This is a genomic window from uncultured Porticoccus sp., from assembly GCF_963975625.1.
Lineage (GTDB): Bacteria > Pseudomonadota > Gammaproteobacteria > Pseudomonadales > Porticoccaceae > Porticoccus.
Genome location: NZ_CAXBHS010000007.1, coordinates 25,046 through 47,956, shown reverse-complemented (window position 1 = coordinate 47,956; position 22,911 = coordinate 25,046). Strand labels below are relative to the sequence as shown.

General features: G+C 57.6%; 20 protein-coding genes. 4 read left to right on the top strand and 16 right to left on the bottom strand.

From position 1 onward, the window contains the following. Positions 1-2: 2 nt before the first annotated feature. The 10 genes from AACZ64_RS07825 to AACZ64_RS07780 all read right to left on the bottom strand — a co-directional run bounded on the left by AACZ64_RS07825 (position 3) and on the right by AACZ64_RS07780 (position 12,724). A complete protein-coding gene (locus tag AACZ64_RS07825) occupies positions 3-1,421 on the bottom strand; it encodes a lipopolysaccharide kinase InaA family protein (protein WP_293615056.1) in 1,419 nt (472 codons plus the stop codon). Next, positions 1,414-2,184 carry a lipopolysaccharide kinase InaA family protein gene (locus tag AACZ64_RS07820; RefSeq protein WP_293615055.1) on the bottom strand — a complete coding sequence of 257 codons (771 nt, stop codon included), beginning with the start codon at positions 2,182-2,184 and terminating at the stop codon, positions 1,414-1,416. Before AACZ64_RS07820 ends, AACZ64_RS07825 begins: the two co-directional genes overlap by 8 nt. Beyond that, positions 2,185-2,916 carry a lipopolysaccharide kinase InaA family protein gene (locus AACZ64_RS07815; RefSeq protein WP_293615054.1) on the bottom strand — a complete coding sequence of 244 codons (732 nt, stop codon included), beginning with the start codon at positions 2,914-2,916 and terminating at the stop codon, positions 2,185-2,187. Beyond that, the gene (gene rfaP, locus AACZ64_RS07810; protein WP_293615052.1) at positions 2,916-3,731 is read right to left on the bottom strand and encodes a lipopolysaccharide core heptose(I) kinase RfaP; all 816 of its coding nucleotides are present in this window, start codon (positions 3,729-3,731) and stop codon (positions 2,916-2,918) included. The genes AACZ64_RS07815 and rfaP overlap by 1 nt, the downstream gene beginning before the upstream one ends. Then, complete coding sequence (locus AACZ64_RS07805) at positions 3,728-4,861, bottom strand: glycosyltransferase family 4 protein (protein ID WP_293615051.1); 1,134 nt, start codon at positions 4,859-4,861, stop codon at positions 3,728-3,730. Before AACZ64_RS07805 ends, rfaP begins: the two co-directional genes overlap by 4 nt. Beyond that, complete coding sequence (gene waaC / locus AACZ64_RS07800) at positions 4,861-5,925, bottom strand: lipopolysaccharide heptosyltransferase I (protein WP_293615050.1); 1,065 nt, start codon at positions 5,923-5,925, stop codon at positions 4,861-4,863. The genes AACZ64_RS07805 and waaC overlap by 1 nt, the downstream gene beginning before the upstream one ends. Continuing rightward, the gene (gene waaF / locus AACZ64_RS07795; protein ID WP_293615049.1) at positions 5,922-6,959 is read right to left on the bottom strand and encodes a lipopolysaccharide heptosyltransferase II; all 1,038 of its coding nucleotides are present in this window, start codon (positions 6,957-6,959) and stop codon (positions 5,922-5,924) included. The genes waaC and waaF overlap by 4 nt, the downstream gene beginning before the upstream one ends. Before the next feature lie 23 nt (positions 6,960-6,982). Then, positions 6,983-7,912: a branched-chain amino acid transaminase gene (locus tag AACZ64_RS07790; RefSeq protein ID WP_293615048.1), complete on the bottom strand. Its 930-nt coding sequence runs from the start codon at positions 7,910-7,912 to the stop codon at positions 6,983-6,985. 54 nt (positions 7,913-7,966) lie between these two features. Beyond that, positions 7,967-10,873 (bottom strand): bifunctional [glutamate--ammonia ligase]-adenylyl-L-tyrosine phosphorylase/[glutamate--ammonia-ligase] adenylyltransferase, encoded by a 2,907-nt coding sequence (gene glnE / locus AACZ64_RS07785; protein WP_293615047.1) that lies wholly within the window; start codon positions 10,871-10,873, stop codon positions 7,967-7,969. A gap of 72 nt (positions 10,874-10,945) precedes the next feature. Next, complete coding sequence (locus tag AACZ64_RS07780) at positions 10,946-12,724, bottom strand: GspE/PulE family protein (protein WP_293615046.1); 1,779 nt, start codon at positions 12,722-12,724, stop codon at positions 10,946-10,948. Positions 12,725-12,934: 210 nt separating this feature from the next. Here AACZ64_RS07780 and AACZ64_RS07775 point away from each other — a divergent pair, with 210 nt between their 5' ends. The 4 genes from AACZ64_RS07775 to ilvD all read left to right on the top strand — a co-directional run bounded on the left by AACZ64_RS07775 (position 12,935) and on the right by ilvD (position 17,646). After that, positions 12,935-13,174: a DUF6316 family protein gene (locus AACZ64_RS07775; RefSeq protein WP_293615045.1), complete on the top strand. Its 240-nt coding sequence runs from the start codon at positions 12,935-12,937 to the stop codon at positions 13,172-13,174. Positions 13,175-13,277: 103 nt separating this feature from the next. Next, positions 13,278-14,396, top strand: coding sequence for an acetylornithine deacetylase (argE, locus tag AACZ64_RS07770; protein ID WP_339639859.1), 1,119 nt, complete (start codon positions 13,278-13,280; stop codon positions 14,394-14,396). A 29-nt stretch (positions 14,397-14,425) separates the two neighbouring features. Continuing rightward, positions 14,426-15,733 (top strand): amino-acid N-acetyltransferase, encoded by a 1,308-nt coding sequence (argA, locus tag AACZ64_RS07765; protein WP_339639858.1) that lies wholly within the window; start codon positions 14,426-14,428, stop codon positions 15,731-15,733. Positions 15,734-15,804: 71 nt separating this feature from the next. Then, the gene (gene ilvD, locus AACZ64_RS07760) at positions 15,805-17,646 is read left to right on the top strand and encodes a dihydroxy-acid dehydratase (protein ID WP_293615043.1); all 1,842 of its coding nucleotides are present in this window, start codon (positions 15,805-15,807) and stop codon (positions 17,644-17,646) included. Between the two features lie 76 nt (positions 17,647-17,722). On the opposite strand, the gene AACZ64_RS07755 is transcribed toward ilvD, so the two are convergent. The 6 genes from AACZ64_RS07755 to AACZ64_RS07730 are packed head-to-tail and all read right to left on the bottom strand — an operon-like array spanning position 17,723 to position 22,831. Continuing rightward, entirely contained in the window at positions 17,723-19,072 is a 1,350-nt protein-coding gene (locus AACZ64_RS07755) for a PAS sensor protein (RefSeq protein WP_293615042.1), read from the bottom strand. 3 nt (positions 19,073-19,075) lie between these two features. Continuing rightward, the gene (locus tag AACZ64_RS07750; RefSeq protein ID WP_293615041.1) at positions 19,076-19,681 is read right to left on the bottom strand and encodes an energy transducer TonB; all 606 of its coding nucleotides are present in this window, start codon (positions 19,679-19,681) and stop codon (positions 19,076-19,078) included. Positions 19,682-19,686: 5 nt separating this feature from the next. Then, positions 19,687-20,088 carry a biopolymer transporter ExbD gene (locus AACZ64_RS07745; RefSeq protein ID WP_293615040.1) on the bottom strand — a complete coding sequence of 134 codons (402 nt, stop codon included), beginning with the start codon at positions 20,086-20,088 and terminating at the stop codon, positions 19,687-19,689. A 14-nt stretch (positions 20,089-20,102) separates the two neighbouring features. After that, the gene (locus AACZ64_RS07740) at positions 20,103-20,618 is read right to left on the bottom strand and encodes a MotA/TolQ/ExbB proton channel family protein (RefSeq protein WP_036859062.1); all 516 of its coding nucleotides are present in this window, start codon (positions 20,616-20,618) and stop codon (positions 20,103-20,105) included. 3 nt (positions 20,619-20,621) lie between these two features. Next, the gene (locus AACZ64_RS07735) at positions 20,622-21,992 is read right to left on the bottom strand and encodes a MotA/TolQ/ExbB proton channel family protein (RefSeq protein ID WP_036859059.1); all 1,371 of its coding nucleotides are present in this window, start codon (positions 21,990-21,992) and stop codon (positions 20,622-20,624) included. Beyond that, entirely contained in the window at positions 21,989-22,831 is an 843-nt protein-coding gene (locus tag AACZ64_RS07730; protein WP_293615039.1) for a DUF3450 domain-containing protein, read from the bottom strand. Before AACZ64_RS07730 ends, AACZ64_RS07735 begins: the two co-directional genes overlap by 4 nt. Positions 22,832-22,911 lie beyond the last annotated feature (80 nt).

Here is a 22,911-nt window from a genome sequence, read left to right as displayed (position 1 = left end):
TGTTAAACCTTTTTATTGATGAGTTTAATACCGCACTGACTGGCATAAGGCCGTAACAGCTGCTCAAAATGCTGCCAGGTATTGCCTTGCCAGTTATCCATAAAACGCTGCAAATCCCTACCGTATGCAGTCTTGAAGAACCCCTTGCAACGATGGCGGTGCAGCGCATCCAGATCGATCAACTGGAGCTGCTCCCCGCATACAATCAGGTTCGTGGCCTTCATGTCGCCGTGGCTGATTCGCCCCAGCCACATGATAGCAAACAGACGAGTGACTTCCCGATCCAGCCAATCCGGAATCCCCGCGGGCCCATACCGCAACAACCAGGCCTGCAAACTCTCGCCACTGGACCACTCGGTAACCAGGTATGCCTCTTGACGAAAGAGACCAGCTCTGTTTTCCCGCATGGCCAGTGGCCTGGGTGTGGCAATGCCCAGCTGTTCCAGCCGATAGGCATTCTGCCAGGAAATCCAGGCGCGACTGCGCCTGAAAGCACGTCTCATCCCGTGCCAGACGTCTTTGATGTTGTAACGTTTGAGCACCCAGCTACCGCTATCTCCGGCCAGCTTCATCACAGTCGCGGTATTACCGCGCTTGAGAAAGGTCGCCTGCCCCACAGCCACCTCCGGCTGGGTGATGACCTGTAACAGTCTATCAGTGACCCGCTGTCTGGCCATCACAACAAAAGCACCCCTGACCTTCAGCCGCTGGAACTGGGTGCAATCGCGAATGGTCTTCGCCAAATAGTGGCGAATCCGTTTTTCCCGCATTCTGGCAATCAGCGGCTGCAACTGTTCGGGTTCCGGCGCACCGACTCCGTAGGCCTGAATCACCTCCGGCATCAGCTGATCATATTCCGGCACCATCTGGGCAAAGAACATGGCGAGATTGTGCAGCGGTTTTTTTAGCGGCTGAATACCGCCGCCGTCGATCATAAAGAGCGAGCCATCTCTGGAAAGAAAATTATCGAGATGAATATCTGCCTGCATGACACCGGCACGGTGCAAACGGCCTATCATGGCAACGGCATCGCTCAGTAATGCCGGCATCGCCTCCCGTGGCTGGGACGCATATATCTGGCGCAGACTTACCGCACCTTCAAGAAACACGGTGGCAAGAAAATCACCGCTTTTGCCACTGCCGTCCTTCAGTATCCAGACTTCTCCCGGACAGGGGATACCGGCATTCTGCATGGCCAGCAGACCGGACCGTTCGCGGTCAAAATCCTTGCGGCGAAAAAAAAGTTTCACCAGTACATGGGCACCGCCCCAATGCGTTCTGAAGACCAGTCGACGACCGGGGAGATGGCGATAAATCTCTTCACAGACCATGTTGTCAAGCCCGCTGGCCTGCAGGGAAAACGGTGCCGCCAACGAAAGATCACTGCGCTGCAGCGCATCCAGAGTCAGCGGGTCATTCATCCCGAACTTCCTCCTTGGCATACATTTTTCGCATCACGGCCTGCTCCAGTGAATCAAGGGACCAGGGATAAGGACACTCCTCATTGTAGGCGGTGTAGAGCAGTCGACGCTCATCCCGGGTCAGGGATGGACTGCGGCGGATCAGGGTGTCCAGATCTCGCAGGCCGCCCCAGCGGCTGAAGATCCGCTTGCACTTTTCCAGATCGATCAGGCGCAACTCAGTGGAATCATGATCCGAGAAATATACATGCTTGGCGTAAAGACAACCGTGCTTGACCCCGGCGGCATGCAGCCGGCCGATCAGTTGCCCCAATGCGCGCAGCCCCTTGGCGCGCTCACGATCCGGCATCGACCGGGCCAGCCAGATATCAAAAGATGAGAACTGCTCAAGTGCGGCAGTGGCCAGAATCGCCCGGTCCTCGCTGAGACTTTCCCGCCCGACGCAGACAACCTCAAGTGTCTGAATCCCCTGCTTTTTCAACCAGTTTATTTTCTGCCACTCGCGCAACGCAACGGGAATACCACGCAGGGGACTACCGGGAGTACGGCAGTTATAATTGGCCTGACGCTTGAGATAGAAGGTTTGTCGTTGACCACTCACGGGAATCGACAACTGCCCCACTTCGCTTCGGCCACCGCGGGTCAGGTTAGGCTCGTCCACCCGCTCAATGTCAGCATTCCACCAGGCGGCGAAATGGTCCAGGTGCAGCGATTCAAAAAACGCGGTAAACGCTGGCTCAAGCTGAAAAAACTGTGTTTTCATCTATTCCCGCCCCGCAAAAAATACCAGCACCTTGCGGATGAATGTCTTGTCAGATGCAGTGAGATGGTCCCTACCGACATAGAGAAGGTAAAAGCGCAATCGCGCGGTTCGGTTGAGGCAGTATTTCGCCACCTTATCGAGACAGGCGATATCCTTGATCTTTTTGTAAGCCAATAACGGCCCCCACCATGTCTGCCCCATCGGACAATCGATCAAATACACTTCTGGCGTCACCTCCCCGACAACCAGGATATTGCGCCACTTCAAATCGTTGTGGGCAAAGCTGGCGGCATGAAGCCGTTTGGCCACCTCAGCCACCTGAACCATCACCTGAGCCAGCCAGTTGCGATCCCGCAGTAACTCGGGCCGCTGTCTGACCAGTGAATGCAGGTCGACAGCGCCGGGCACTTCCTCGGTTATCAATACGCCCCTGGCTCCGGATTCACCATAGGCTGCGATGGGCGGCACCCTGAGGCCCAGTTCGCGAAAAAACAGCAGGTTTTCCCATTCAGCCCTGACGCGGCTTCGCCCCAGCCAGCGCCGTATGACTTTGCCTCGCCGCGAATAGCGTTTCACGTAATAGGATTTTCCGTCGATTTCCGTCAGGATCAACTCACTGATAGGGCAACGGGTAACCCGCCGGCCGGTAATGGCGAAGACACTGTCCAGTGAGGAGAATTGCTCTGCGGCGGCCTCACTGAGAATCGCCCTGTCAACAAACCAGCAGGACATCAGGTGTGATACCCCTTTCTGATGCCCTTGCGGTGTAGCTGATCGGCGTCCTCGCGCACGGCCCGCCAAAGTCGACGGTTTTCGTCGCGGGCCGTTCGCAGGGGCTGCTGTTTGTACTCCACCAGAAAACAAGCCACATCCCGTTCGTCGAAACCCACCCGGCGCGCAGAATAGAAGAGTGCCGCCAGATCCTTGTGTCGCCAGCGGCGGGGAGTGCGGTGACGGACCTGCACCCGGTGCAGGTCAATCAGATAAAGTGGTCGCTTTGATACGGCAACCGTGTCCATTGCCGGAGAGGTATCGAGCAGAAAGTGGCACAGATAGTAATCCCGGTGATTGATGCCGTTGTCATGCAGGGTTCTGGAAATACGTGCCAGCCGTCGCACCAGGGCGCGACGTTCGCTCACCCCCATGGCAGAAAGCACCTGGGGATTGCAATATTCATCCAGGGGCAATGTGGGCTCCAGCGCCCGGGTAATCAGGAAGGATTTTTCGTTGGCCGGGTTCCAGCCGCGTCGACCGAACGCCACTGCCGTCATGGTCTCCACCCCCAACTCTGCCAGACGGGAGATGGCACGATATTCATTTTCGGCGCCCAACACCGGGGCGCGCAGATAGAGCAGGTTTTTGAGCAACTCCCCGATACCGATACCGGCATGGGTTTTCACGAAGTACGCGGCACCTTCACACTCAAAACGGGTTGTGCGACGGTCGCCCATATCCCGAAACAGTTCACCGGTCAGGGAAAACGCCGCCTCAAACGGATCGCTGTCCCGCCATCGCGACGCGAAGGGCTCTGCCAGAAACAACTTCAAGCTGTGCTCCCCAGAATAACGTCCGCCGCGCGCTCGGGCATGCTGTATAAATCGGTCTCGTCGGCAAACCGCAGGGCATTGTCGTGCCAGCGTGCGCGATCCCGGTCACTGGCCAGCATCTCCGCAAGCAGACGGTTGAAAGCCGACTGGTCGAACGGCTGAGTAGCTACACGACCGCAGTCCGCATCCAGTACATAATGAGCATAACCACAAGCTTCGGTCACCAGCAGAGGCAGGCCGGCCACTAAAGCCTCCAGCAGCACAGTTCCGGTGTTTTCATGGCGGGCCGGATGCAGCAGCAGGTCTGCCGCCAACAAAAAATCCGGTACGTCGGCCCGGCCGCCGGGCATAAAGACCTGCGCTCCGACGCCCAACTGATCCGCCAGACCCTGCATTTTCGCAGGATCGTCAGAACCCAGCGCCACCAACCGGGTTCGGGCGCGCAGCGCTTCAGGCAGCGCCGCCAGAGCCTGAATACTGCGATCGAGCCCTTTTCGCTCAAAGTCTGACCCTATCTGAACCAGCAACAAGCCATCGGCTGGCAGGGCGAATTCTGCGCCCAGCTTCTGGCGGGCGGCAACCCGCAACTCGGCGGCATTGTCCGGAGCGCGCCGGTCGGGAGAAATACCCGGCGGCAACAGATGGAAACGGTGCTCGGGCGTGGCGTAATACTGTTTGAACAGGGCCTGCTGGGTGGCCGAGATCATCAACAATTCGGTTTTTGCCGCAGGCGAGAAAACCGCTCTTTCATAGGCAGAAAAATGCCGGTAGCGCGGACTGTAGCGATACCATGGCTTTCGCAATCGGCGGGATTTATCCTCGAAGCAGGGGTCCGCTGCGTAATAGACATCGAGGCCGGGCATCTTGTTGAAGCCGACCACCCGATCGACCGGGCGCCTGTGCATGTCAGCCTCAACCCAACGGGTAAACTTTTTATAGCGGCGGTGATTAAGCCAGGATCGCACCGGCACTGTTACTACCTCAAACCCCTCCGGCACGTCCCCCTGCCAGCTTAGCGTATAAACCCTGATGCGGTGGCCGCGCTGCTGGCAGGTTTGTGCAATCCTGACCAGATCCCGCTGCAAACCGCCAAACGGAAAATATTTGTAGAGTAAAAACGCCAGTTGCATCAAATCGCTCCGTGGTCCGCCAGCAGTTTCTGCAGGCGCTCAAACACATTGTCGGGGGCAACACGGGTAAAGCATAGCGGTTGTTCGCGCTGCAGGTCGAATAGCCGTGCATCTTCAGCGGTGGGCCGGTATCGACAGGTTTTCTGCAGGCAGGGCGCACAGGGAAAGTTGCTGGCAAGATGAACTTGCGAGAGGCCATAAGCGCCGGTAAGCCCCGAATCGGTGGGGCCAAACAGCGACAGACAGGGCACATTGAGCGCTGCGGCGAGGTGTCCCAGTCCTGTATCAACGGCGACGCAGGCCTGTGCTCCCGCCACCACCCCGGCCATGCCGGCCAATGACAATGGAGGCAGTACCTGCACCCGCTGCAGGCCCTCGGCAATCCGTTCTGCCCGGGCCTTTTCCTCGACATTGCCCCAGGGCAGCTGAACCCCGATTTCACGTTCGACCAACTTTTCAGCCAGCTCTCGCCAGTACATTTCAGGCCAGTGCTTGCTCGACCAGGTGGTGCCATGAAAAAACAGCACCTGGGGCTGTCCCGAAGAGAGCCCGGCCAGGGCCTGACGATCCAGACCGTAGTCACCGAAGCCCGTCGGCATGGCATAACCCAGCGCCGCTGAAAATAACTGCCGCACCCGCTCGACTGCATGCTGGTCTCGAGGTACGGCAATGGGCTGGTGGTAAAACAGTGCCGCCAGCGATTCCCTCGCCGACTGGCGGTCCAGACCAAATCTTCGGCCTTGTGCATAACGGATCAGCCACGCGCTCTTGAACAGCCCCTGTGCATCGATCACGGCATCGTAGGAGCGCTCGGCAATACGGCTTTTGAACTCGGACCACTCACCGCTGCGTCGTGCCTGCAACGGGTGTTTTCGCCAGCGCCGCAGGGCAACCGGAATGACCCGATCAACCGCCGGGTGCCAGGCCGGAACTTCCCTAAAGGACTCTTCCACCACCCAGTCAAAACGAACGTCGGGGATGGCGGCGGCCGCATCGGTGAGCGCCGGCAAACTGTGGATCACATCACCCAGAGACGAGGTTTTAATCAACAGTATCGATGTCATGGTGCAGGCACCAGTCGATCGAGAGCCGCCGTCACCCGTTCCGGGTATAACTCCACGAGGCACTTGAGGTGTCCTAGCGGGCATTCGCGCTTGAAGCACGGCCCACAATCCACCGGAATTGACAAAATCGCCACCTCATCATTGAGCGGCGGCGTAAAGGCGGGAGAGGTGGAACCATAAACCACCACCAGCGGACGGTTCAGGGCAGCGGCTATGTGCATCAACCCGGAATCGTTGCTCACCACGGCATCGACGACCGACATCAGGTCGATCGCCTCATCCAGGCTGGTTTTACCCGCCAGGTTATGGCATTGGTCCCGCTGCTGCTCGGGCAAACCGTCGATAATGGCCTGCGCCACCGGGCGATCCTTTGCCGAGCCCAGCAACCAGATCTGCCAGCCCCTGGCAATCTGGTGAGCAGCCACGGTCGTGTAATGCTGCTCTGGCCAGCGCTTGGCGGGGCCGAATTCGGCGCCGGGACAGAGTGCCAGAATGTTCTGATTGGCCTGAAGGCCAAACTGCTGGCGCAATGCCGGAACCCGGTCTGTTTTCGCATGCAGGTCGGGGGCCGGCAACGAGGTCGGCAGCGCAGTGCCCTCCGGCAACGCCAGGGCATCAAAACGCTGTACCATCAGGGGATACTGCTGCTTGTCCAGATGGCGGAGATCGTTCAACAGCAGATAGCGCATTTCCCCTTTCCAGCCGGTCCGGAGAGGAATCCGGGCCAGCCAGGGAATCAGCGCTGACTTGAGGGAATTCGGCAGCACAATGGCCTGGCTGTAACCTTCGGCACGCAATTCCCGGGCAATCCGGCGGCGCACCGACCACATCAGGCTGCCGTGCCCAACGGGCATATCAATCGCCCGCTCGACCTCCGGCATACGCGCCAGCAGTGGCCGACTCCAGGCCGGGGCCAGCACGTGAATCTGAACGTCCGGAAACTGCTGCTTGAGAAGAATAAACAGGGACTGCGCCATCACCATGTCCCCTATCCACGAGGGGCCGATGATGAGAATTTTTTTACCCGATACCATGCAATTTCCCGGCGGAACCGGGCTTACTGCCCCACCGGCGCAAGCCACTCCTGGTGCTCACCGCGAAGACCGCGCACCAGATCAAAGTACTGTGACTGCAGTTCCCCGGTGATGGGACCCCTTGCGCCTTCGCCAATGGTGCGGCCATCCAGCTCTCGGATGGGCAACACCTCGGCCGCAGTGCCTGTGAAAAATGCTTCATCGGCAATATAGACCTCATCGCGTGTGATCCGTTTTTCCACTACCCGATAACCAGCTTCCCCGGCCAACTGCATGACTGTTTTTCGGGTAATACCGTCGAGGCAGGAGGTCAGTTCCGGTGTATAGAGCACATTGTCACGAACAATGAAGACGTTTTCACCGCTGCCCTCGGCGACATACCCTTCCGGATCCAGCAACAAAGCTTCTTCACAACCACAATCCAGTGCTTCCCGCAGGGCGAGCATGGAGTTGATATAGTTACCGTTGGCCTTGGCCTTGGTCATGGCAATGTTGACATGGTGGCGGGTGAAGGACGAGGTGCGAATGCGGATACCCTTTTCCAGCGATTCCGGACTCATGTAGGAAGGCCAGGTCCAGGCAGCGACAATCACGTGGGTCTGCAGGGAATCAGCCCGCAAACCCATGCCTTCGGAACCGAGAAAGGCCATGGGCCTCAGGTAGGCTTCATGCAGGTCGTTCTCCAGCACCACCTGTTTCTGTGCTGCATTCAATTGATCCCTGCTGAAGGGCATTTTCATACCCATGATCTTGGCGGAATTGAACAATCGGTCCGTATGATCCTTGAGCCTGAAGATAGCCGCCCCGCGATCCGGCGTCTGGTAGGCGCGCACACCCTCAAAGACTCCCATGCCATAATGCAACGTGTGGGTCAGTACGTGAACCTTGGCCTCGCGCCAGGGCACCATCTCACCGTCAAACCAGATATAGCCATCGCGATCGGCAAATGACATGGGTGTCTCCTAAAAAATTCAGGCTGACCGAAAGAACCACCGGTCAGATGTTTATTATTCTCCGAGCAACCGATGCCAGAGTGCCACCACCTGCTGCCGTTGCGCCGCAAACTCGGCCGCACTGACGACAAGCTCCGCCTGTTGCAGCTGAAGTCGATGTCCGGCAGATCGGTAATTTTTATAGGCACTGGTCAAAATGTCCACATCTTCAACTGACAGGACATCACTTTTCTCAAGGCATTCGAGGATGCGGATGTTATCACTCCAGCGAGTCAAATCGGGAATATCGTGGGACCAGGCCAAGACCGCAAATTGAACCATAAATTCGATGTCGACGATACCTCCCGGATCCTGCTTCAGGTTGAACACCCGGTCCTGATCAGCCTTGCCACTGGCGAGGTGTTTTTTCATCTTGCCGCGCATCTCCAGCACGTCAGCTATCAGCTTGTCTCTTTGCCGCGGCAGCACCAGCACTCGCTGACGAATCTCGGCAAAAGCCCGGACCAGCTTTTCGGGTCCGGCTACTGGCCTGGCGCGCACCAGCGCCTGGTGCTCCCAGGTCCAGGCTTCACCCAACTGGTACTTTTCAAATGCCGTCAGGGAAGAAACCAGCATGCCGGAGCTACCGGAGGGCCTCAGGCGCATATCCACTTCGTAGAGGTCGCCGGAGGACGTTTTGGCGGTGAGAATATGCACAATGCGCTGCCCCAACCGGGCAAAAAAAGTCGCGCTATCCAATGGGTGGACGCCGTCGGTGGACGCCGCCGCATCGGCGTCGTGGAGGAATACCAGATCCAGATCAGAGCCGTGCCCCAGCTCAATGCCACCGAGCTTGCCATAACCGACAATCAAAAATCCCGCCGTGTCGCCCTCCGCCGTTTTCGGATAGCCATGCCGCTCCACCATCTGATTCCAGGCTAACTGCAGCACATGGCTCAGGATCGCCTCCGCCAGCCAGGTCAGATAATCGCTCACCTTCATCAAGGGCAATATTTCTTCCAGCTCACAGGCGGCCACCCGCAGGCTGTGTGACTGCTGAAAATAGCGCAGCACTTCCATCTGGGATTCCAGATCATCGGTGGGCACCCGGAGCAATTGCTGATGCAACTCGTCCTCAAGGGTTGATTTTTCCGGTAGCGAAAACAGTGTCCGGCTGTCCAGCAACTCATCGAGAAGTGCCGGATAGCGAACCAGCTGGTCTGCCACCCAGGAACTGCCGGAAAAGAGCTTCACGGTGCTCTGCAGCGCCGCCGGGTTTTCCTTCAACAGCAACAGATAGGCGCTGCGGCGGGCGACGGCTTCCACCAGCTTGAGTACCCGTCCAAGGGTTTCAGTGGCATTGTCCCGCTGCCCGCATGTGCTGATCAGCTGGGGCATCAACTTATCCAGCCGACCGCGGGTATCATTGGCCATGGATTGCACCGACCGGCTGCCGCGCAGCGTGTTGATCATCTCCGCCGCCTTTTCCGGCAGATCGTAACCCATGGTCCCGAGCTCATCGGGCATTAACTCATCGCCATCGACAGCCTGCCAAACCTGCTCCGCCAACGGGTGTTCCTCAGGCACATTTTCTCCCCCATCACCCTGGTGCTGTTCGGCAACCACGTCTTCAAACAGCTGGTGAATAAACTGGCGGTATTCTTCCAGCTGTTCCAGAAACTGATGCCAGTCTGTACAACCCATCAGGTAAGCAACCCGGCATTGGCCGAGCTCATCACCCGGTAATGACTGGGTCTGCTTGTCTTGCCACCCCTGCAGCACATGCTCCACATTGCGCAGAAACCGATAACCACGGTAGAGTCTTTCGGTGTCTTCGAGCGGCAGCAACCCCTCCTGCCCCAACAGCTCCAGCACCTCTTTCAGCGGTGGCGTCTGGAACCGCCGGTCGCGGCCACCGCGAATAATCTGGAAGGCCTGAGCGACAAATTCAACCTCGCGTATACCACCCGCACCGCGCTTGACATCACTCACCAGACCCTTTCGTTGCACTTCCCTGTTGATCATCGTCTTCATGCCCCGCAGGGATTCAAAGGCACTGAAATCGAGGTACTTGCGGTAGGTAAAGGGTCGCAACATCGCCATCAGCCTGCTGCCCGCCGCCCGGTCGCCGGCCACCACCCGCGCCTTGATCATGGCGTAGCGCTCCCAGTCGCGTCCCTGGGTCTGGTAGTACTCTTCCATAGCATCGAAGTTGAGCACCAGCGCGCCACTCTGGCCGTAGGGCCGTAAACGCATATCCACACGAAAGACAAAGCCGTCGGCGGTGGGGGTATCGAGCGCCTTGATCAGCCACTGGCCGAGACGAATGAAAAACTCCTGGTTGCTCAGGCTGCGGCGTCCACCGCGGGTCTCGCCGGCTTCGGGGTAAGCAAAAATCAGATCGATGTCGGAGGACACGTTCAGCTCGCGGGCACCCAGTTTCCCCATTCCCAGAATCACCAGCTGCTGGGGCTCACCATCGGCATCAAGCGGGGTGCCCCATTCGTCGCACGCCCGGGGATACAGGAAATCCAGTGCACCCTGCAGGCAGGCCTCGGCCAGCCGGGACATGTCTGCGGTGGTCTCCTCCAGCTCAGCTGATCGGGTGAGATCCCGCCAGATAATGCGCACCATTTCCCGCGTCCGGAGTTGCCGCAACACCTTGAGAAGCATATCTTCACTGGTGACATCACTCAGCCACAGGGCAAGGCGCTCCTTTAGCGCGGTATCGGAATAGCTGGCCTCGAGATCGCCGGACTCCACCAACTCCTGAAACATCGCCGGCTGGCCGGCACAGGCGGCGGCAACGTATTCACTGCAGGACCAGACCAATGGCAGCTGTCGCGCCAAGGTATCCCCGCTTTCAAGTAATGAGGCCAGCCAGTCTTCCTGCCCAGCGGTGGCCCGCCCGGCAAAGTAATGCCTGCGCAGCGTCCATTGCTCCTGCAGGACTGACGGTAGTTCTTCGGGGCTTTTCAACATAGCGCGGCGTTCTCGACTCGACGGGATAGTATTGTTGGCATTGAAGCGGACATGGCAACGACCGGGGACGCTCTAACCGCCCGATTCAGGGGCCACACGCATCACTTCTTCCACAGAGGTAGACCCGGCTCCCACTTTTTGGGCACCACTGAGACGCAATGTTCTCATCCCCTCTTTCATGGCCTGCAGGCGCAGTGCGGAAATATTGGTATCCGAGGTGATCAGCGGTTTGATGGTTTCCGTCAACGGCAGAATCTCGTAGACACCCTGCCGTCCCAGATAACCGGTATTTCGGCACTCCAGGCAACCTGCCGGACGGTAGATGGTCGCCGGTGATTTGACTTTCCAGGGACGTACCAGCGACTCCCAGTCCGCCGGATCAACGGTTACCGCCTCCTTGCAGTGCGGACAGAGTGTCCGCACCAGACGCTGGGCCATGACACCGTTGACCGTCACCTTGATCAGGTGTGCGGGAATGCCCAGGTCCAGCAGCCGGGTGATCGCCGAGGGCGCATCATTGGTGTGCAGCGTTGACAGCACCAGGTGCCCGGTGAGAGCGGCCTGGATCGCCATCTGCGCGGTCTCCAGATCCCGGATCTCACCCACCATGATGATATCCGGGTCCTGCCGCATCAGGGTTCGAATGCCTGCGGCGAAATCGAACTCGATTTTATGCTGCACCTGACTCTGGTTGAAGCTGTCCTCGACCATCTCGATGGGGTCCTCGATGGTGCTGACGTTGACATCCTCGGTGGCGAGCCGTTTGAGGGTGGAGTAAAGGGTGGTGGTTTTGCCCGAGCCAGTGGGGCCGGTGACCAACACGATACCATGTGGCCGACCGGTCATTGTTTCCCAGCGTTTCAGGTCATCGCCACTGAGCCCCAAATCGGTAAAGCTGCGCAGCAGTACATCGGGATCAAAAATCCGCATCACCAGCTTTTCCCCAAAGGCGGTGGGCAGGGTGGACAAACGCAGCTCCACTTCGCCACCCGCCGGTGTGACAGTCTTGACCCGGCCGTCCTGGGGGCGGCGTTTTTCCGCCACATTCATGCGACCGAGAATTTTCAGGCGACTGGTGACGGCGGTCATCACCTGGTCGGGTAAATCATAGACCTGATGCAGCACGCCATCGATGCGAAAGCGAATCCGGCCCTTGTCCCGACGCGGTTCCAGATGAATATCACTGGCCCGCTGGTCAAAAGCATACTGCAGCAGCCAGTCCACAATATTGATAATGTGCTGGTCCTGGGCATCGGGATCCTTGAGGGAGCCGATCTGCAAGAGCTGCTCAAAGTTCGTCACACCCGACCGGTTAGAGCCGGCAATGCCCTTTGCACCAAACACCGATTTGGCCAGCGAGTAGAACTCCACGGTGTACTTGGCCAGGTCGACTGGATTGACTACCACCCGCCTGATGGTTTTGCGGCTGGTCTGTTCAAGGTTTGCCATCCATTCAGTGATAAATGGCTGCATCGTCGCAATCAGCAATTCTGTATCATTGACGCCAATACACAGAATACTGTGGCGGCGGGCAAACTGAAAAGACATGACCTCGGTTACCCTGGCAACATCAACCTGTAATGGATCGATATGTGCCACCTCCAGGTTGGCCTTCTCTGCCAGCCAGCGGGTCAGAGTATCGATATTGAGCTGCTTGCCGGGTTCCAGGGGGTTGTCTGGACGCTGACCTGCGATATAGGCCAACGGGTGCAGCAGTGCCTGCTCGCGGCTGCGCTGCGCTCCGGCGAGCATATTGGCATCACTGCGCGACAACAGGCCATCGGCCACCAGATCGTTGAGCACATTGCCCAGGTCCAGTTGGCGCTCCGGCATCTCAGCGGCTGGTACCATAACATTTACCCGATTTATCCGATTCACAGATCAGAGTATGACGGCTGAGGGTGGTAGCGACAATGATCACCGCGCGCATAGTAGCAATACGCCTCACCGAATCCGGTCAAACAAAACATATTTGTTTTCTCACCCGGGCTTTCCGGGGAAAATTAACGCATACTTCGAATAGGGAATTGCCCCTGTTTTCAGCAGGTGAAGGAGTCTGTCATGACCATCAGGCACGGCGAGGAAAGCGCCACCCACTTTCGTTCGGAACGTATCGAGTGCATGAACGGTTCCTGGTATTTTGCCGTGCGCGAGACCCATGGCATGCTCGGCCCTTTTCCCACCAGGCAGGCCGCACAAAAGGCGGCCTGTGCCTATATCAAGGATATAGAGAGCGGATATTCCGACGTTGAGGCCCTATCCAACCTCCGTGTACTGATGAAAGCCCTATCCAGCAAGTAAGTCACTCCTGCTACCTGCCTCGCACCACAAGCCTTTAACTCCTCGCCACACGGTGGCAATTGCTTTTTAACCCGCCGCCCGTACACTGCATGCCATGCTAATTATGCCCATGCTGCAACAGCTGATTGCCACCCCATCAATCAGCAGCGTCAATCCCGCCCTCGACCAGGGGAACCGGGCGGTGATTGAGTTGCTGGCGGGCTGGCTGGAAGATCTCGGTTTTACCGTGGACATCATGCCCCTGAAGGATCCCCGCAAAGCCAATTTGATCGCCACGCTGGGCAGTGGTCCCGGCGGATTAGTGTTAGCGGGTCACACCGACACGGTACCCTGCGATGAAGCCCGCTGGACACACAATCCTTTCAAGTTGCTTGAGCGAGACCAACGCCTCTATGGTCTCGGAACCTGTGATATGAAAGGGTTTTTTTCACTGATCATTGAAGCCGCCAGACCGTTTTCCCGTCAAACACTTCAACAGCCACTGATTGTGCTGGCAACGGCAGATGAAGAATCCTCCATGTCCGGCGCACTGGCTCTGGCCGCGGCGGGCAAACCCAGAGCCCGCTATGCCCTGATCGGCGAGCCCACCGGGATGAAACCCATCAATATGCACAAAGGCATCATGGTGGAAAAGCTGATCATAGAGGGTCGGTCCGGCCACTCCAGTGATCCCACCCTGGGGCGCAATGCCATGGAAACCATGCACAGCGCGATGGGCGAACTACTGTCACTGCGGAACGAACTGCGAGAGAAGCATCATAACCCGATGTTCAATGTCGGCCATCCGACTATGAACCTGGGCTGCATTCACGGCGGTAACAACCCCAATCGTATCTGTGGCCACTGTGAACTGGGCTTTGAAATTCGAGTCTTGCCGGGTATGGATACCGTGGCATTGCAGCAACAGATAAATGACCGCATCCTGCCATTTCGGGAGCGTGACGGGGTCACTATTTCACTGGAGCACTACTGTGTCCCCGCTTTTGCTTCAGGCGCTGATTCCACGCTGGTAAAAATGTGTGAATCCCTGACCAATCACACCAGCGAATCAGTGTCATTTGCTACCGAAGCGCCCTATCTGAAAGATCTGGGGATGGATGTGGTGGTACTTGGGCCCGGCAGCGTCGAGCAGGCACATCAACCCGATGAATACCTGGCCATTGACCGCATACAACCCACGGTTGATTTTCTGGTACAACTGATCGGTCGCTGTTGCTTATAATGGCACCGGATAACCTTCAGGCCAACACTGTGTCCGACTACGTAAAATTTCTACGCGATACCTCCCCGTACATCAACACGCACCGGGGGAAAACCTTTGTACTTGCCCTGGGTGGCGAGGCCATAGCCCATGCCAATTTCACTAATATCGTCCACGACATCGCACTGCTGCACAGTCTTGGCATAAAGCTGGTACTGGTGCACGGTGCCAGGCCGCAGATTGCGGAACGGCTGAAGGGCAGCGCTATTAGCCCACAGTTTGACCAGTACACACGGATTACCGATTCAGCCACCATGGTCTGCGTCAAGGATGCCGTAGGCAGCGCCCGTATCTCCATTGAGGCCAAGCTCTCAACCGGTGCCACCAACTCGCCCATGCACGGCGCCCGAATCCGGGTACTGGGTGGCAATCTGATCACGGCCAAACCGCTGGGGGTTCGCGAAGGCATCGATTTTCACCACACCGGGGAGGTGAGGCGAATCGATCACAAAGCCATTCAGAGGCAACTGGAAGACGGGGCCATCGTACTGCTGTCACCGATCGGTTACTCACCTACCGGTGAAGCCTACAACCTCAATTATGAGGATATCGCCACCCAGACCGCCGTCAGCATGGGGGCGGAAAAACTGATCATTTTCAGCACGAGTGGTGGCGTAAAAACCCCACAGGGCGACCTGTTGAAGATGCTGTCACTGAACGAGGTACCCCAATGCCTCAACGTGCTGAAGGATAACGTGTCGCTGCAGCATGCCTTGATGGCCTGCTACCAGGCCTGTGAAAACGGGGTGCTAAGAGGGCACATCATCAGCTATGAAGACAACGGCGCCCTGCTCACCGAGCTGTTTACTCTCGAAGGTAGCGGCACGCTGGTGCTGAAAAACGGCCGGGAGGTGATTCGCCAGGCGACGATTGATGACGTGGGTGGGCTGCTGGAGCTCATCGAACCGCTTGAGCAAAAAGGCATTCTGGTCAAACGCTCCAGGGAATTACTCGAAACGGAGATATCCCGCTTTACTGTCATGCTCCATGCCGAGGGAATGCTGGTGGGTTGTGCGGCAATCTACCCGTTCAGGGATGGCGTGTCAGCGGAATTGGCCTGTGTGGTAACCCATCCCGACTTTCTCAATCGCGGGTTTGCCAGTCGCCTGCTGGCACAGCTGGAAACCCAGGCGGCCCTGCAGGGCATCAGGCAACTATTCGTACTGACGACCCGGGCCAGCGACTGGTTCAAGGAAAAGGGTTTTGTGGACAGCTCGCTCGATGAATTGCCGGCCGAGCGCAAATCCCTGTACAACTTTCAGCGCAACTCCCGGATATTCTGCAAGAATCTCCTATAACTGCTGATTACCCGGGCCCGTCTCTGCTATCCTTCAAGCCCTGTTTTATTGCGAAAGAGAAGAGACCAATCATGCCGGTATATCGCTCACACACCACCACCCAAGGCCGCAACATGTCTGGTGCCCGCGCCCTGTGGCGGGCCACCGGCATGAAAGATGGCGACTTTGACAAGCCGATCATCGCCGTTGCCAATTCCTTTACCCAATTCGTGCCGGGGCATGTTCACCTGAAAGACATGGGGCAACTGGTCATCGGCGAAATCGAAAAAGCCGGCGGGGTGGGCAAGGAATTCAATACGATAGCCGTGGATGACGGTATCGCCATGGGCCACGACGGCATGCTCTACTCACTGCCTTCGCGGGATATTATCGCCGACTCGGTGGAATACATGGTGAATGCCCACTGTGCCGATGCACTGGTGTGTATATCCAATTGTGACAAGATCACCCCCGGCATGCTGATGGCGGCGATGCGGCTCAATATACCGACCATTTTTGTCTCAGGCGGGCCCATGGAAGCCGGCAAAACCAAGCTTTCCGAGCATAAGCTGGATCTGGTGGATGCCATGGTGATAGCCGCTGACCCCGAGGCCTCCGACGAAAAAGCCAATGAATATGAACGCTCCGCCTGCCCCACCTGTGGTTCCTGCTCGGGGATGTTTACAGCGAATTCGATGAATTGTCTTACCGAAGCGCTGGGCTTGTCCCTGCCGGGTAATGGCACCACACTGGCGACCCATGCGGATCGCCGCAGACTCTTTGAAGAAGCGGGTCGCCGCATCGTCTCAATGGCTCGGGAATACTACGAAGAGGATCACCTGGCCGTACTGCCCCGCTCCATTGCCAGCTTCGAGGCATTTGAAAATGCCATGACCATGGACATCGCCATGGGCGGCTCCACCAATACCATCCTCCATCTCCTGGCCGCTGCCCAGGAAGCGAATGTGGACTTCACCATGGCCGACATCGACCGACTGTCGCGGAAAGTGCCACAACTCTGCAAGGTGGCGCCCAGCACCCCGCAATATCACGTCGAGGACGTACATCGCGCCGGTGGCGTGTTCGGCATTCTCGGCGAATTGGATCGCGCGGGACTGCTGCACACTGATGTCTCTACAGTTCACACACCGACCATGGCGGCGGCCTTATCCAGCTGGGATATCATGCGCAACAATGACGAGGCGCTGACAAAATTCTTCAAGGCCGGCCCCGCCGGCATCCCCACCCAACAGGCCTTCAGCCAGGATACCCGTTGGGGCTCTCTCGATGCCGACCGCCAAAACGGTTGTATCCGCAGCCTTGAGCACGCCTTCAGTCTGGAGGGGGGGCTGGCCGTACTGTATGGCAATATCGCCCTCAACGGCTGTGTGGTGAAAACCTCCGGTGTGGATGACTCAATTCTGGTTTTCTCTGGTCCGGCCCATATTTGTGAAAGCCAGGATCAGGCCGTCGAGGATATTCTCAACGACCGGGTCAAATCCGGCGACGTTGTTATTATTCGCTATGAAGGGCCCCGTGGCGGCCCGGGTATGCAGGAGATGCTCTACCCCACCAGCTATCTCAAGTCGAAAGGGCTGGGCAAGGACTGTGCGCTGATCACCGACGGGCGTTTTTCGGGAGGGACCTCCGGCCTGTCCATCGGCCACGTCTCTCCTGAAGCCGCCGCCGGCGGGGCCATCGGCCTGGTCAGGGATGGTGATATCATTGAAATTGATATCCCCGGGCGCACCATCAACGTGGCACTCAGCGACCAGCAGCTGGCGGAGCGCCGCGTCGAACAGGATGACCTGGGCTGGCATCCAGTGGAAAAACGGCCTCGCCGGGTATCTGCTGCACTGCAGGCCTATGCCGCACTGGCGACCAGCGCCGACCGTGGCGCCGTGCGTGATCTGAACCTGATCACTATCAAATAGCCAAAGGCTGCCAATATAAAAAAACCGGCCAACAAGGCCGGTTTTTTATCTGATCAATTGGTCGTGTGCGCAGACTCTAAATAGATTGGCAACCCGCGATATCCGCGTCCATCTCCATGAGTTTTTCTCTGCGAGCCGCCTCGCTGCGAACATATTGCAACCACTGTCGGGCAGTTTTACGAACATTTTGATCCGCTGCCGCTGCCTCAAATACCGGCTCTGCTTCCCGATAGCAGTTCAGGTTGACCAGTGCCGCACCGAGGGTAAGACGTGTGAGGGCCGGGCGGGACAAGTCGCCTTTGCGCAGGGCATTGCGCGCCTCCCGAACGGCGGCCGAATTGTCGTTGGCATCCAGATAGGCAGACGCCAACCGTGAAGCAATTGCTCCGCTATCCGACAGATTGGCCGCCCGCTGCAACACCGGCAACGCCTTGTCGGTCTCGCGCGCCAGCTGCCAGGCGCCACCCAGTGTCTCCAGGTTCTTTGCCGTCGGCTCAATGACACCACTGCTCATGCCTTCATCGATGATTCTGGCGGCCCGAAAAGGCACCTCGGCACCCAGATAGAGATACGCCAGGGACAGCAGCTGCCGTTGATCTTTTAATTGTCGCTGCAAATGCAGCAGGTCCATCACGGCAAGCTGGTCGCCACTCCGCTCAAGCTGACCAAAAATCCCCCCCAGCTGCTGCCAGTAACGCGAGTTGGGATAGTGCGTCACCAATCGTTTGAGTACCGCTATCACTTTCTGATACTCGCCCCGCTCGTAGAAAAGTACACGCTGCAGGGACCACCAGCTCTCTTTGGGTATTTTTCCACTGGACAGGGCCTCCGCCACGATCTGGTTAACCAGGCGCAGGGATTCATCCTGACGCTTGAGGTAATAATACGCCTGGGCCAGCAACATGCGTCCATCACTGCCCGGCTCCGGCGCTTCCGTCAGCCAGGTTTCCAGTTGTCGGGCAGCCCGGCCATAATCCTCCTGTATGAAATACAACTGGGCCACGGTATAGCGGGTAGCCACTTTCTGCCGATCATCCACCTCTGGCTCGGCGAGCATTTTCAGGTAGTTGTCGATCGCGCGGGGATACTGCTCCAGAGAATAGTGGCTATAGCCCAGCAAGTTGTAGATTTGTGATTTTTCATAACTGGAACTGCAGGGTCGATCAAGCAGCTTACCCACCTGTTCAATCAATTTGGCGAGCTGGGCCCGGGACGGCGCACTATCTCCTTGCAACGCCGTCTGAAGAGGCTCCAGTTGATTGGCGCAGGCCTGTCCCACCGCCTGCCTCTGACGGGTTTTGGTATCCTGATACTGTCGCTGTTCGGCGGCCTCCTCTGACACAGCCCAAGGCTGGACCGGCCCCAATACCAGTACCACCAGTAGCCACCAACGACCCAACGCCATCCGCTGTTGCAATAGTTTCATTACCTACCTGGCAATCTGGAAAGAAAATTTATACAACACACCCGCGACCTCTTCTGCCTTGCCATCAATAACCCGGGGCTTGTATTTGAGTTTTTCTGCCGCTCTCAGGGCATATTTACCAAAGCCCTTATTGGCGGGCGACTCTTCGAGCAATTTGACATCGCGTACGCTGCCGGTCACCGTAATGACCACTTCCACCACCGCATAACCCTCCACACCCTGTCGCAGGGCCATGGGGGGGTAATCGGGCTGGGGCACATAGACGGGAATGTAATCCGAATCGCGGGTAAATGAGCCGCCGAGCCCCACCTGCAGGCCCTCCATTGCAGGCGTCATCATATCGACGGGACCTTTCGGCGTCTCAATATTGACCTGAAGGTCGGGTACCGGGGGTGGCGGACGCTCAGCCTCCCGGGGTTTTTCCGGCCGGATTACCTTGCGGTGCTCCTCAATGGTTCGTTGCGGTTGCCAGATATCCGCTATTTTGCGCAATGACCTGTCCGGCTCCGCCCCACCCGAGGATGTGATGAGCCCATGCATGCCCAGCAACAATGCCAACGTCATGATCAACCCGAGAACTGCCGCCAGTGCATACCGCATCAACACCATGGGTTTCAGGGACTCCGGGTGGAAACGGAGACGTTCTCTATCCCGGCCGAGCGCGCTGCATCAGCCACCTGGGACAGGGTTGCCATGGCCGCCCGGCCATCTGCCTGGATCACCAGGCCTCCGTGGGGATTTTCAGTGCGCAGACGCAGAATATGCAGTCGCAAGTTGCCTGGATCCACCTTTTGCTGGTCGATCCAGATGCTGTCATCCTGACCAACCGCCACCAGAATGGCAGGTGTTTGCCCGGCACCGGTAACCGCGACCGCACGGTCCACATCAATACCGGGTTCGCGAATAAACGTGGCTGTGACAATAAAAAAAATCAGCATGATAAAAACCACGTCAAGCATGGGTGTCAAGTCAATCGATTGGGGAGGATCCGGCTGTCGGTAAATTCTGTCACGCATCGTCGTCCATTACCTCAGTGGTCCATGGTCAGATGGTCGGCCAGCAGCAACCGCTCCCGCTCGGCTACGCGACGCAAATAGGTATTGGCAAAAACCCCGGACAACGCTGCCACCATCCCGGCCATAGTGGGGATAGTGGCCTGGGAGACGCCAGCGGCCATGGCGCGGGCATCACCACCGCCACTGAGGGATAATACCTGGAAGACACCGATCATACCGGTCACTGTCCCCAGCAGACCCAGCAGGGGAGCGACAGTCATCAGCGCCCGAATCAGTGACAGGTTACGATTGAGCTTCAGCGCCACCCGGGAGATCAACGCCTCACGGATCTGGTGTGCCCTCACCGAACGTCGCTCTGCGCGGGTTTCCCAATAATCGAGCACCACACGGATGTCATTCCTGAGCACCGTGCGAAAATACCATACCCGCTCGAAGATCAGGGTCCACATCACCAGCAGCAACAGCGCTATAACCAGCAGAACAGGTCCGCCGGCATCGAGAAACTTGCCAATATCTTCCAACAACAACACGGCTCAAGCCTCGGTTTGCTCTGCCACAATGCCGGCACTCTGCTCTTCCAGAATATGCAGCACTCGCTGAGCCGGGCTGTTAATCAGGGCATGCAGCAACACCGTGGGAATCGCCACACACAGGCCAAGCACCGTCGTCACCAGTGCCGCTGAAATCCCGCCGGCCATGGTTTTCGGGTCGCCCGTGCCAAACAGGGTAATCGCCTGGAACGTGACAATCATGCCGGTGACAGTACCCAGCAATCCCATCAACGGGGCCACCATGGCAATGATTTTTAACAGCCCCAGACCTGACTCAATAGTGGGCCGCTCCTTGAGCACTTGCTCGTGCAGTTTTAACTCCAGCGATTCTGCATCAGCGCCACGATGATCCTCGCCCACCTTGAGCACCCGGCCCAGTGGATTGTTGAGATCGGCGCTTGGATTGTTCAGCTGCGCTGTGACCCGGCGGGATATGATGGAAAGTACGGCAAAACGCCAACCTGCCAGCAGTAGTGCTATCACGCCGAGTGCTGTAATGAGATAACCGATCCAGCCGCCCTGATGCCAGCGCTCCAGCCAACCCGGACTATCCATAAGGGCAGACAGCAGAGTGCCGCCACTCGGTCCGGTGGGATCAATGCCGGTACGTGTAAAACCTTCTTTGGCCGCCTGTAACGTCTGCGCGGCTTTTCTGTAATCGCGCCCCGGCTGTCGCGGCAGCTCTGTGATCATCCCGGTTCCTGGCGGATAGTGCAGATAGGCACCATTCGAGAGCAAATTGAACAGGCCGACTCTCACAACCTGCTGCTGGACTCGCTCACCCTCTGCGGTGACCACAGTGGCAGGGAAGCTCACCACACGCCCACCCTCGATCATCTCACGATTGATTTCGTACCAGAGCTGCTCAATATCGTCCAGAGAAGGCAAACGGGTGTTACCACTCATCCGTTCGATCATATCATCAAGAAAATCCGTACGATCCGGATACTGGGCACTCACCAGAGAGTTGTTCAGAGTTGTGCGAGTATCCCCGGCAGCTGCCGTCAAATGACCAAACATTTCCCTGAGGGAGCCGAGCCGGGTCTGCAACTGCTCGCGCAGGGCAGCCACTTTAATTTCGTTTTCAGCAAAGGTCTTTTCCAGTGTTTCGGAGCGGCGCTCCTCTGCAGCGAGCTCAGCCTTTGCCTGCTTTAACAATTCGGCCCGCTCGGACCTGGCTCGCCGGAATGCTGCCTCCCGTTCCGATTGTTCTCTGGACTCACTCAGCCGGGCATTTTTGATCAGCGTCAGCAGCTCATCCAGGGAAGCGGCATCCTCTGCCTGAACGGCACCGGATGCCGGCAATAGCAAGGCGAACCCCAGTAGCAGTGATTGAAGGAAAGAGCGGTTCATTGCACCACCTCCGGTGCCGGAATCGGCAACTGAAGCATATCCACAGCCGCCCGTTTTCGGGCAATGCGAATACCCTCTGCGACCGCACTGCGATAATCACCGCTGTCGAGAACCTGCCAGCTGCCACTCCGTTGATCCCAGGCCGCAGTGATCTGCTGATCGGGCGTTTGGTAAATCAGCGCAATGCGGCCCACACGCAACAGGATCACCTCGCGAGGCTTGCCATCCATCATGACGGTGTCCGTGTAGCTGTCGATGCGGGCACCGTATTCACTCTCGATTTTGTAGGCTTCCAACACCTGACGAAATTTTTCTGCACTGCTCAAATCAGCACGCGACAGGTTGGCGTGCAAACGGGCAATGCGGTCGCGACGCTCATCCAGCAGAAACGGCATATCCAGAGAGACAAACTGCTCCAGAGCGTTGATCATTTTGAGGGTGAGTGGCGTGATCTGCCGTTCCATCAATGTGGCATTCTCGATAGAGGACTCCAGATCGGTGATGGTCTGGCGCTGATCCGCCAACTGCGCATCCAGTTGGGCGTTATAGACCTTCAGTCCCTCAATCTGTTTGTTGACCTGCTTGAAATTCTGAAACAATTCATCTGCTTCGTCGGCGATTGTGTCCACCCGTTGCTGGGACGATTTCGCGGCGCCAATCTTGGCCTTTTCCGCTGCCACAACATCATCGACATCTGTCGCCTGTGCAACGGATATCATCAGAGAAGCACTAACCAGCAGTAACACACCCCTGAGCGGGCCACAACCCCGGTTTTCCGCAACCCGGGCGGTGACGCCACCTACAGGCGTGCAGCGTGAAAGCAATCGATTGAAAATCACAGAAACTCCAACACAACCAAAACAGAAGAAGCTAACCATTATCATTACAATTTACTGAACAAGCAAATAGTCCGACTGTA

What these genes read in the sequence shown, in the direction of transcription:
- AACZ64_RS07825 (WP_293615056.1), bottom strand. Translation starts at nt 1,421, where the DNA reads ATGAATGACCCGCTGACTCTGGATGCGCTGCAGCGCAGTGATCTTTCG.
- AACZ64_RS07820 (WP_293615055.1), bottom strand. Translation starts at nt 2,184, where the DNA reads ATGAAAACACAGTTTTTTCAGCTTGAGCCAGCGTTTACCGCGTTTTTT.
- AACZ64_RS07815 (WP_293615054.1), bottom strand. Translation starts at nt 2,916, where the DNA reads ATGTCCTGCTGGTTTGTTGACAGGGCGATTCTCAGTGAGGCCGCCGCA.
- AACZ64_RS07805 (WP_293615051.1), bottom strand. Translation starts at nt 4,861, where the DNA reads ATGCAACTGGCGTTTTTACTCTACAAATATTTTCCGTTTGGCGGTTTG.
- waaC (WP_293615050.1), bottom strand. Translation starts at nt 5,925, where the DNA reads ATGACATCGATACTGTTGATTAAAACCTCGTCTCTGGGTGATGTGATC.
- waaF (WP_293615049.1), bottom strand. Translation starts at nt 6,959, where the DNA reads ATGGTATCGGGTAAAAAAATTCTCATCATCGGCCCCTCGTGGATAGGG.
- AACZ64_RS07790 (WP_293615048.1), bottom strand. Translation starts at nt 7,912, where the DNA reads ATGTCATTTGCCGATCGCGATGGCTATATCTGGTTTGACGGTGAGATG.
- glnE (WP_293615047.1), bottom strand. Translation starts at nt 10,873, where the DNA reads ATGTTGAAAAGCCCCGAAGAACTACCGTCAGTCCTGCAGGAGCAATGG.
- AACZ64_RS07780 (WP_293615046.1), bottom strand. Translation starts at nt 12,724, where the DNA reads ATGGTACCAGCCGCTGAGATGCCGGAGCGCCAACTGGACCTGGGCAAT.
- AACZ64_RS07775 (WP_293615045.1), top strand. Translation starts at nt 12,935, where the DNA reads ATGACCATCAGGCACGGCGAGGAAAGCGCCACCCACTTTCGTTCGGAA.
- argE (WP_339639859.1), top strand. Translation starts at nt 13,278, where the DNA reads ATGCCCATGCTGCAACAGCTGATTGCCACCCCATCAATCAGCAGCGTC.
- ilvD (WP_293615043.1), top strand. Translation starts at nt 15,805, where the DNA reads ATGCCGGTATATCGCTCACACACCACCACCCAAGGCCGCAACATGTCT.
- AACZ64_RS07755 (WP_293615042.1), bottom strand. Translation starts at nt 19,072, where the DNA reads ATGAAACTATTGCAACAGCGGATGGCGTTGGGTCGTTGGTGGCTACTG.
- AACZ64_RS07750 (WP_293615041.1), bottom strand. Translation starts at nt 19,681, where the DNA reads ATGGTGTTGATGCGGTATGCACTGGCGGCAGTTCTCGGGTTGATCATG.
- AACZ64_RS07745 (WP_293615040.1), bottom strand. Translation starts at nt 20,088, where the DNA reads ATGCGTGACAGAATTTACCGACAGCCGGATCCTCCCCAATCGATTGAC.
- AACZ64_RS07735 (WP_036859059.1), bottom strand. Translation starts at nt 21,992, where the DNA reads ATGAACCGCTCTTTCCTTCAATCACTGCTACTGGGGTTCGCCTTGCTA.